This window comes from Cryobacterium sp. M25, from assembly GCF_002929635.1.
Lineage (GTDB): Bacteria > Actinomycetota > Actinomycetes > Actinomycetales > Microbacteriaceae > Cryobacterium > Cryobacterium sandaracinum.
This window is the reverse complement of sequence record NZ_PJJU01000051.1, coordinates 110,850-120,108: the sequence shown is the minus strand read 5'-3', so window position 1 is coordinate 120,108 and position 9,259 is coordinate 110,850. Positions and strand designations below refer to the sequence as shown.

At 66.9% G+C, this 9,259-nt stretch carries 8 protein-coding genes, 1 tRNA gene and 1 pseudogene; 4 read left to right on the top strand and 6 right to left on the bottom strand.

The window, feature by feature from the left end:
* Positions 1-269: 269 nt before the first annotated feature.
* The 3 genes and pseudogenes from CXY81_RS16990 to CXY81_RS08755 form a co-directional block, all read right to left on the bottom strand.
* The gene (locus tag CXY81_RS16990; RefSeq protein WP_233194078.1) at positions 270-743 is read right to left on the bottom strand and encodes a hypothetical protein; all 474 of its coding nucleotides are present in this window, start codon (positions 741-743) and stop codon (positions 270-272) included.
* Positions 744-864: 121 nt separating this feature from the next.
* A pseudogene (locus tag CXY81_RS16985) lies at positions 865-1,632 on the bottom strand (carboxylesterase family protein); the annotation flags it as partial.
* Between the two features lie 124 nt (positions 1,633-1,756).
* Positions 1,757-2,491: a flavodoxin family protein gene (locus CXY81_RS08755; protein WP_104170490.1), complete on the bottom strand. Its 735-nt coding sequence runs from the start codon at positions 2,489-2,491 to the stop codon at positions 1,757-1,759.
* Between the two features lie 105 nt (positions 2,492-2,596).
* Between CXY81_RS08755 and CXY81_RS08750 the strand changes: the two genes are divergently transcribed.
* The 4 genes from CXY81_RS08750 to CXY81_RS08735 all read left to right on the top strand — a co-directional run bounded on the left by CXY81_RS08750 (position 2,597) and on the right by CXY81_RS08735 (position 6,496).
* Entirely contained in the window at positions 2,597-3,967 is a 1,371-nt protein-coding gene (locus CXY81_RS08750) for an MFS transporter (RefSeq protein WP_199183033.1), read from the top strand.
* A 48-nt stretch (positions 3,968-4,015) separates the two neighbouring features.
* A tRNA-Arg gene (locus tag CXY81_RS08745) sits at positions 4,016-4,088 on the top strand.
* Between the two features lie 108 nt (positions 4,089-4,196).
* Positions 4,197-5,039, top strand: coding sequence for a UbiA family prenyltransferase (locus CXY81_RS08740; RefSeq protein WP_104170489.1), 843 nt, complete (start codon positions 4,197-4,199; stop codon positions 5,037-5,039).
* The gene (locus tag CXY81_RS08735; protein WP_104194612.1) at positions 5,036-6,496 is read left to right on the top strand and encodes an NAD(P)/FAD-dependent oxidoreductase; all 1,461 of its coding nucleotides are present in this window, start codon (positions 5,036-5,038) and stop codon (positions 6,494-6,496) included. Before CXY81_RS08740 ends, CXY81_RS08735 begins: the two co-directional genes overlap by 4 nt.
* Before the next feature lie 321 nt (positions 6,497-6,817).
* Here the strand turns inward: CXY81_RS08735 and CXY81_RS08730 are convergent, their stop codons facing one another.
* The 3 genes from CXY81_RS08730 to CXY81_RS08720 form a co-directional block, all read right to left on the bottom strand.
* Positions 6,818-7,009, bottom strand: coding sequence for a DUF1918 domain-containing protein (locus tag CXY81_RS08730; RefSeq protein WP_104170504.1), 192 nt, complete (start codon positions 7,007-7,009; stop codon positions 6,818-6,820).
* A gap of 110 nt (positions 7,010-7,119) precedes the next feature.
* Positions 7,120-7,569 (bottom strand): MarR family winged helix-turn-helix transcriptional regulator, encoded by a 450-nt coding sequence (locus CXY81_RS08725; protein ID WP_104170487.1) that lies wholly within the window; start codon positions 7,567-7,569, stop codon positions 7,120-7,122.
* 506 nt (positions 7,570-8,075) lie between these two features.
* Positions 8,076-8,780 (bottom strand): winged helix-turn-helix domain-containing protein, encoded by a 705-nt coding sequence (locus tag CXY81_RS08720; RefSeq protein WP_104170486.1) that lies wholly within the window; start codon positions 8,778-8,780, stop codon positions 8,076-8,078.
* Positions 8,781-9,259 lie beyond the last annotated feature (479 nt).

Below are 9,259 nucleotides of genomic sequence, written 5' to 3'. Positions count from 1 at the left end.
TATACGAATGTGCAGTCAAGAGGTTCTGCACGAGTATAGAAAGTAATTCGGTCGGCGCGGTGCCGTGGTTGGCCGACCACGCGCATCCGTTGCTGTGCCCCACGGGCACCCGGGCTCCCTAACGAATTCGACGGAGATTTTACCGATTTCGAGCCCAAACGGATGCTGTGGGCCGGTTCTGAGCAAAATCTCCGTCGAATTCGTTCGGCCGGTGGCCGGCGCAGGAGTAACGGGGAGCTCACGCCGACGGGCTCAACCGCCGCTACCCGCTAGAAGTGCGGCAGGAACTCCTGCCAGACCGCCCGCCGCTCTCCTCGCGGATCCGATTCGATGCGATCGACCTCGTCGATGATCAGAGTCAGCCGGTCGGTTTCCGAGTAGGTCGGCCAGGTGTCGTCGGGCCGCCTTGTGCAGGCGAAGCGAAGCCAGTGCAGGCGCATCCGTTCGCCCGCAATGATGAAGAGTTCCCGCCCGCCGAGCAGGATCATGGCCCGGGCCGTGGGGCCGTCGACGTGGTCGAACAGGGCGAACAGCTCGATTCCGTGGGTGGCGCCGATGCCCAGCATGTGCATAAGCCGCGGGGCCAGGTCGAACCGGTCTGTGTAGACCGGCGCGACCCGGGAGTGAAAGTCGCCGATCTGCAGGCTCGGATACCAGAACACGAAATCCCCGCCGAAGTCCGACGACGACCGTTTCGCCGGCAGGCTCGCGTCGACGGAGCGCATCGCGTCGTGCGAGCTCACCGGGGCGTGGTCGAACGGCCGCGATACGCGTCGGCGACTTCGGCAGGATGTCCACCCGGCCCCGGAACAGCGACCCCTCCCGCTCGTTGGTGCCGATGATCAGCGGCACCCGGTGCGCGGTCCCGTGACGGAAGGCGTCGAGCGGCCGCTCGGGCAGGAAATCCCCGTCGATCACCGGGATCAGGCAGAAGGTGCCCGGGTTGGCATCCGGCGTGCGCGCCTGCAGCGCCACGGCCGCCTGGGTCAGGTCGGCTACCGCGGCGGTGGTCAGCAGCTCGTTCGGCAACAGGGCGGAGGCGTGCGGCCGCTGGGAGCGCAACTCCACCACGAACTCGGCGGCCCAGCCCTCGGTCAGTGAGTGCGAGAACGACGCTCTGGTCGGGGGACTCTGCGCGATGGCGCGGGCGAACAGCCCCGCGGCGGAGGGCGTCGCCATCAGATGGAGCACCGCGTTGGCGCCGGCCGATTCCCCGAACACGGTCACGTTGTGGGGGTTCCCCCCGAAGGCACGGATGTTGTCGTGCACCCACCAGAGGGCGGCCACCTGGTCGCGCAGCCCGGGATTGCTCTCCAGGGGCCGTTCCGATGTCGAATACCGGGAGAAGTCGAGGTAGCCGAGGGCACCCAGCCGGTAGTTGAAACTGACGCAGACCACCCGCCCGGTGCGCACGAAACTTTCCCCTCGGCCGGTGAAATCCTGCGAGGATCCCACGCTGTAGCCATCGCCGTGGATGAAGACCATCACCGGGCGGCCCAGCCGTCTACGCGACGCCGACGCCGGCCGAAGCACGTTGACACTCAGGCACTCCTCACCGGCTGCGGGGCCCGGAACCGCAGCTCGCCCACGGGTGGCGCGGCGTAGGGGATGTCTCGCCAGGCCGAATGCCATTGTCGTCCACGCCGCGCACGATCCCGCCGGTGACCCGCACGTCCAAGCGGCTCCGCGGGGAGGCCGGCGCCACCTCGCGCAGGGTCGCGGTCATGGCGTCCTCACTTCGGGCGCGTCGACGCCGCTATCGGTACTCCGGGTTCGGCTGGAATCCGAATCGCTCGCCCTCGTCCCAATCCGCGCGGAGGTTCCCGTACGCGGGGATGCCGCCGTTTGCCTTCAGCATTGCGGCCAGGTGCATCAGGTTCCAGGTCATAAAGGTCACGTTGCGGTTCGTGAAGTCGCTGTCCGGCCCCCCGGAACCCGGGTCCAGGTAGCTCGGGCCCGGACCGATCGCGCCGATCCAGCCGACGTCGGCCGTCGGTGGAATCGTGAAGCCGATGTGCTGCAAGCTATAGAGCACGTTCGACGCGCAGTGCTTCACGCCGTCCTCGTTGCCGGTGATGACGGCCCCGCCCACCTTGCCGTAGTAGACGTACTGACCCTTGTCGTTCAGCTCCCCCGACATGGCATAGAGCCGTTCGATCACGCGCTTGGTGACCGAGCCGTTGTCGCCGAGCCAGATCGGCCCGCCGATCACGACGATGTCGGAGGCGCGCACCTTGTCGAACAGGGCGGGCCAGGCATCCGTCGCCCAGCCGTGTTCGGTCATGTCGGGGTAGACGCCCGAGGCAATGTCGTGGTCGATGGCCCGGATGTTCTCGACGTGGACGCCCTGCTCGTGCATCAGGTTGATGCTGAGGTTCATCAGGCCCTGTGTGTGGCTGATTTCGGGGCTTCGTTTGAGGGTGCAATTGATGAACAGGGCCCGAAGGCCGGCGTATTCGAAGGATGCCTGGGTGTTGCGGGTCGCGGTCATGGCGTCAGTTTTGCACCTGCCCCAGACCTCGTCTAGGGCCACACCGGGGCCCGCGCCCTCCGGATCGGGCCTTCGATCGGGCCGCGAATCGGGTTAACTGGGAGAGTGATTTCCAGAGAGCATCGGGTGTTGATCGTGGCCATTCTGGCGTCGTTCGTGGCGTTCCTGGACGGCTCCATCATCACGGTCGCGCTGCCGGCGATTTCTCGGGAACTCGGCGGCGGTCTGGTGCTGCAACAGTGGGCGGTCGACGGCTACCTGCTCTCATTGGGCGCCCTGATCCTCGTGGCCGGGTCACTCTCGGACACGTTCGGCCGGGTGCGGGTGCTCCGGATCGGGCTGGTATGGTTCGGGATCACCTCGCTGGCGTGCGCGGTCGCACCCTGGGGGAGTGCGCTCGTGCTGGCCCGGGTGCTGCAGGGCGTGGCGGCGGCTCTGCTCGTGCCGAGCTCCCTGGCGCTCATCACCTCGACGTTCTCGGGGGTGGCGCAGGCTCGAGCGATCGGGGCCTGGACCGGCTGGACGGGCATCGCGGGCATCATGGGTCCGGTGCTCGGCGGCATCCTGGTGGACACGCTCAGCTGGCGCCTGATCTTCGGGCTCAACGTGATCCCCATCATGGTTACCCTGGTGCTGCTGGCCGGCCTGGACGAGCCGGTGCGCACCCGTCCGGCGGCCCCCATCGACGCGTGGGGCGCCGGCCTGGCCGCGCTCGGGCTGGGCGGTCCGGTCTTCGCCCTGATCGAGCAGGGGCGGCTGGGCTGGGCCAGCCCGGTCGTGTTCGTGCCGCTTGTCGTCGGGCTGCTGGCCTTCGCGGGGTTCCTCTGGTGGGAGGCGCGCGCGCCGCATCCGATGATGCCCCTGAGCCTGTTCAAGATCCGCAATTTCGGCGTCGGTAACATCGCCACGGTCGGTTTCTACGCCGCCCTCGGCCTCGGTTTCTTCGTGTTCACGCTCTATCTGCAGCAGGTCGGCGGCTTCTCGGCGACCGTAACCGGTTTCGCCGGCATCCCGGCGACCGCCATGCTCCTGCTCTTCGCGACCCTGTTCGGCACCCTGGCCGGCCGCTACGGACCGCGCGCGTTTATGACCGTGGGCCCGATGGTGGCAGGAGCCGGATTCCTGCTGCTACTCGGGGCGGTGCCGCCGATCGCGCTCTGGTCGCAGGTCGTGCCGGCCGTCGTCGTGATCGGCCTCGGCCTGGCCATCACCGTGGCGCCGCTCACTTCCGCGGTCCTCGGCTCCATCCGGCCCGAGCAGGCCGGCATCGGCTCGGCCATCAACAACGCCGTCGCCCGGGTGGCCGGTCTAGTCGCGGTAGCTCTGGCCGGCACGATCATCGGAACTACGCTCGACGTTCCGGGATTCCAGCGCGTGATGGTCGTCGTCGCGGGCTTGATGTTCGCCGGCGGGCTCGCCTCCTGGCTCGGAATCCGCACCTCGGGTCCGGTTGCCGCGCCGGAGCATCCCGAATAACTGCTATAGTTTTCAAGTTGTCAGAGAGTACTTAGCTCTGGGCAGCCTGCGCTCGTAGCTCAACGGATAGAGCATCTGACTACGGATCAGAAGGTTGGGGGTTCGAATCCCTTCGGGCGCACATCTGGACCCCCGCAATCAGCAGATTGCGGGGGTTTCCTGTTTGTCCGAAATGCATGGGCGTCGGCACCCGAAAAAACGCGGTCTCTCGCAGCGATAGAGTGAGAAAGTGCTCACCCGCCTGGTTCAGATCTCCCGACCGGTGCTCTGGGTCAACACCATCGGAACCACCGTCATCGCCATGTGGCTGGTCGGGGATTTGTGGCGGTGGGAGATTGTTCCGCTGCTCCTCTGGGTGACGCTGCCGTTCAACCTGCTGATCTACGGTGTGAACGACATTTTCGACCAGGAAACGGATGCTCGGAACGCCCGCAAGGGTGGCCTCGAGGGGGCCCGCATCCTCGGCTCGGAAACCCGCGCCATCGTGCTCGGAGTCGTGCTGACCAACGCGCCTTTCGTGGCGTATTTCCTCGCTACGTTGCCGGCGGCAGCGCTCGCCTGGATCGCCGCGTACATGGTGATCTTCATCTTCTACTCGGCACCCCCGCTGCGTTTCAAAGCCCGGCGCTACCTCGACTCGCTCAGTAACGCCGCCTACGCTTTCCCGCTGGTCTTCGTGCCTCTCGCCCTCGGCGAGTCACCGGTCTGGGCGACGGCGATCGGACTGATGGCGTGGAGTGTGGCCAAGCACACCTACGACGCGGTGCAGGACATCGACGAGGACCGTGCAGCCGGAATTCAAACCACTGCCGTTCTTCTCGGCGCGCGCGGCGCCGTGGTGTGGAGCGGCGCGTGGTGGGCCCTGTCCACCGTGGGTTTCGCGCTGATCAACTGGCCGGTCGCCGTGGTGAATGCGCTCATCGCCGGCTGGCTGGTGGGGTCGCTGGGGCGCAGCCCCACGCCGATGACGGCCCGCCGAATGTACCGCTACTCGATCGCGTTCCCCTACGTCGCAGGTTCCGTCGCCGGGGCCCAGCTCGTGGCAGTTTTTTTGCTCAAGGAGCTCCTATGACACGATCCCGCAGGAAGACGAACCTGACCCCGCAGCGCATCGTCGTGCTCGGCGCGGGAGTCGGCGGGCTCACGGCCGCCGCGCTGCTGGCCCGCGCCGGCCATTCGGTGACGGTGCTGGAGGGCTCCGACTGGATCGGCGGCAAGAGCCGACGACTCGAAATCGACGGGCAGCACGTGGACACCGGACCGGCGCTGGTCACCTTCCCCCTGGTCTGGGAGGAGCTGCTGGCCCGCTACGACGCGCTCGGCGCCCGCCGCTCTGTTCCCGCCGAAGCCGCCGCGGTGGCCGCGGTGACGTTGCGGAGACTGCCTGAGGTGGGCCGGTACTTCTACCGGGGAGCGGACGCCGTCCTGCCGGTGCCCGCCGGTCACCCGTGGCACGCGGCCTGGACCCGGTTCGAAAAAGAACACGGTGGACTCGGGCCTCAACTCACGAGCATGCTGACCGCCGACCCGGCCGATCCGGCATCGCTGCCGGCCGTACGCAACGTGTTTCGGCTCTACGGCACCCGCCTGACCACGCGCAGCTTTCTCGACGGCCTGAGCTGGATGCCCGAAGGCCTGCGTGAGGTTATCGCCATCCACACCCTCAATGCCGGTGTCTCTCCCCGGCAGACCCTCGCACTGTACGCGAGCATGCCGGCGATCATGGCCAGGGACGGCGTGTGGGTTCCCGAGGGCGGTGTGAACGAGCTGCCGCTCGCATTGCACCGGCTCGCGTTGAACGCCGGCGCGGTCGTGCGCATTAGCGAGCCCGTCACCGCCGTGTCGAAAGGGCTCGTGACCACGGCGACGGCGACGCATCCGGCCGACGTGATCGTGAGCGGGCTCGACCGTGGGGTGCTCGACGGGCTGCTCGGCGTGCCGCCGGTCCGGCCACGGAAGCTGTCCTGCTCCGGCGTGGCCATCTATGCCGTGCTTGAGACCTCATTGCCGGAGGGCACCGCCACGCATTCCGTCGTGTTGCCCGACGACCCGGCCGCCCTGCACCGCAGTCTCGATGCCGGGGCTGTGCCCGAGCAGACGATGGCCTTCCTGAACTATTACCGGCCGCACGAGGTCTATGCCAACGACCGGGCCACCGTGGCGGTGCTCCTCACCTCGCCCGCTGACGGCCGCCGCTATGACCTCGACAGCCCGTGGGTGGCGCGTGAGGTCGCGCGGGTCAGCGCCGCCGTGGGCCTGGACCGGCCGATCAGCGAGCTGTTCCGTGATCACGTCGTGCTTGATCCGCGGTACTTCGCTGGCTGGGGCTCCACCGGTGGTGCGCTCTACGGCGCCACCAACCCGCTCTGGCAGAGCGGGCCGTTTCACCGCCCCGGGTACACCAGCCGGTTACGCCCGTGGCTGTGGCGGGTGGGGGCATCGGTGCACCCCGGCGGCGGTATACCGGCCGTGCTCGGCGGCGCCATGACAGCGACCCACAAGCTGATCGGCCGCCTCGACGCCCGCTGACCGAGGAGTGACGGCCGCCGGATCAGCGAACGGTCAGGACCGGCCGAGGCAGATGCGCCGACTCGCGGCGCACATTGGTGCGATCACAGCCGGAGCAGGTCAGCACGTAGACGGGGAGGGCGCGGTGCGCGGCGTGCGCCGGGTTCGGCGTCAGGCGAGCTGTCGAGTGGCAAAAAGGACACGTGATTCTCATGGCTGAAGCTCCTGATCTTGTACCCGCCACGATCTGCAACGCGTGTTTCGAAGTTGACTCAGGTGATGTCGGCGCAGTACCCCCTTGACCTGGCCGGATGCGTGTGCCGCACCCTCCGGCATCCTGTGCTAGCGAGGTTCGATGTGCTCGATCATGAAGTCCGTGCCGGGGAACAGGATGCTCTCATGCCCTTCGCTGAACCGCACGAGGTAGGGAGGTTCGCCGTCGGGCCCGCGAACCTCCACGATCTCACCGTGCCGGTCCGGTGCTTCCACCGTCTTTCCTCGGATGACGACCCGGTCTCCCTGCGCTGCATGCATGGGAATCACCTCCTCGCGGATCACCGTACGCTCGCTCGCGCGCCCTGCACAGGGCAGGGAGAGGCGGCGCGCCGGGTTCCGTCAAGGCGGCGCAACCGGGGCGGCGCAGGTCAGTCCGCGCCATGCAGGCGATCGCAGAGGGCGGTGAGTTGCAGGAGCTCGTCGGTGCCGAGCGTGTCGCCGATGCGGTCGGTGATGGTGCCCATGTGCTGGACAGCGACCCGGCGGAACAGGTCGAAGCCGGCATCCGTCAGTTCGATCAGGGCGCCGCGGCCGTCAGTAGGGTCGGTGTGCTTCCGCACATAGCCCCGCGCGGCCAGCCGGTCGACCAGACGGCTCACGCTCGGCTGGGTCAGCAGCACCTGCCGATTCAAATCGCGGAGCCGCAGGCGCCGGCCGGCGGCCCGGGACAGGTTGAACATCACGTCGTACTCGTTGAACGAGATGTCATGAGCCGGAAAATCGGCGGCCAGGCTGCGCATAATGGCAACCTGGGCACGAAACAGTGATTCCCAGGCGGCCACGGCCACGGCTCGATCGGTCACGCTGCCTCCCCACATCCTTGATCTCCAAGAATAGGGACTCGGCATCGGGCCGCCTCCCCCACTCGTGGGGATCTGAACAAAAAAAAAGAATGACAAACAAGTGGCGCTTCGTTATGCGTTCGTTATATATTCGAAGTGCGTCAACCGTTTGCTGTGGCGGAAGACGCGAAATGTGATTGCAGGACACTCTTGGTGCAAGGGAAGAGGGTCGGTCGTAGCTACTACGACCGGCCCTCTGTCACGCCATCGCCGTCGAATTGTTTTGCAGCGTCGCTCCCGGAAGGCCAGAACCGACCGCAATTTGTGGATGCTGTTCATCTCAGGCGGAGCGCCGTGCCCGGTGTTGGACCAATTCGACGGAGATTCTGGTCTGAAACTGCTTTTCGGAGTATTGCGGGGACGATTTGGGCAGAATCTCCGTCGAATTCGTTCGAGGAGAGGCGCTGCAAGGCCCCGGAAACCCCAATCGGCGAACCCTCATCGCCCACGGCGGCGGGACTCACACAGCGGGAAGCTGGAAGCTAGAAGACGTCCGGGCTCGGCGTGCTCGATTGGCGGATCGACACGTCGGCGTGCCGGTCGAAGCGGTAGCCGACCCCGCGCACGGTGCGCACGATGTCTTCGTAGCGACCGAGCTTGGCGCGCAGGCGACGCACGTGCACGTCGATGGTGCGCTCATTCGGCGCGTCTTCCTCGTCGGAGGCGTTCCACAGCTTGGCGATCAGTTCGGCACGCTCGATGGTGCGGCCTTCGCGGAGCACCAGGTACTGCAGCAGCTCGAATTCCTTGTAGGTGAGCGCCGCGGTCTCGCCGTCGAGGATGACCCGCTTGCGGGAGATGTCCACCACGACGCCGCCGAGTGCGCGGTCGGGGTCGTCCGTCACAGTGCGGTGCCGAGCCAGCGCAGTCGGGTCCTGCAGGGCGAGGCGCACGACGTCGACGTCGCGTCCACCGGCTCCGGCGGGCGCCAGTGCGACGGCGGCATGAGTCTCCGCCGTCGGCGCGATGGTTCCGGTGAGGGCTTTGAGCGCCTCGACGATGCGGCTGAGGCTGGTCCCGGCCGCGGCGGCCGTGGCCTCGTCGATGCCGACGTAGAAAACGAAGCCACGGGCCTGCGTGCCTTCGGGCACGGCGCGGATGCGGGGTGCGGCGGGCGTCGGAGCGGTCTGGCGTTCGAGGCGTGCGGCCTGGGCCGAGCGGGCGGTGTCAATGTGGGCAAGCGACATGAGAGTAATCCTTGGCTGGGGTACTGCAGGTGAACCCGACGCTGAGGAGCTGTTCCAGGTTCGAAAAAGTGCGGCCGGTGAGAGGCCTGGAGGGAGCGAGAGGGGCTCCGGAGTTCAACCAACCGGCCGCGTGAAGTCAGCGGGGCGGGAACTCGGCGAGGTGTTCGCTGCTTAGCGGGACATTCGGCAACACGCGCAGCAGCTGCCGGGCATCATCATGCCGGCAGTCCCGGGGGCCTCGAAGGAGGTCTGGGGGCGTGCGCTCGTTGTCATAGTTGCGAGTAAAGCCCACTGTTACGGCGTGTGTCAATTCTGAAACCAAGGATGACGCCGTGTGACACGCATCACGTTCGGTGGCTCCGCGGCGGATCGGAGAATCCATCGCGGATCGCGAAAGCATGAAAGTTTCCATGATGAAATTCAATTTCATCAAAGATTCTTGAATATGCCGGGTATCGACGCCCGGCATGTCGCAGGAC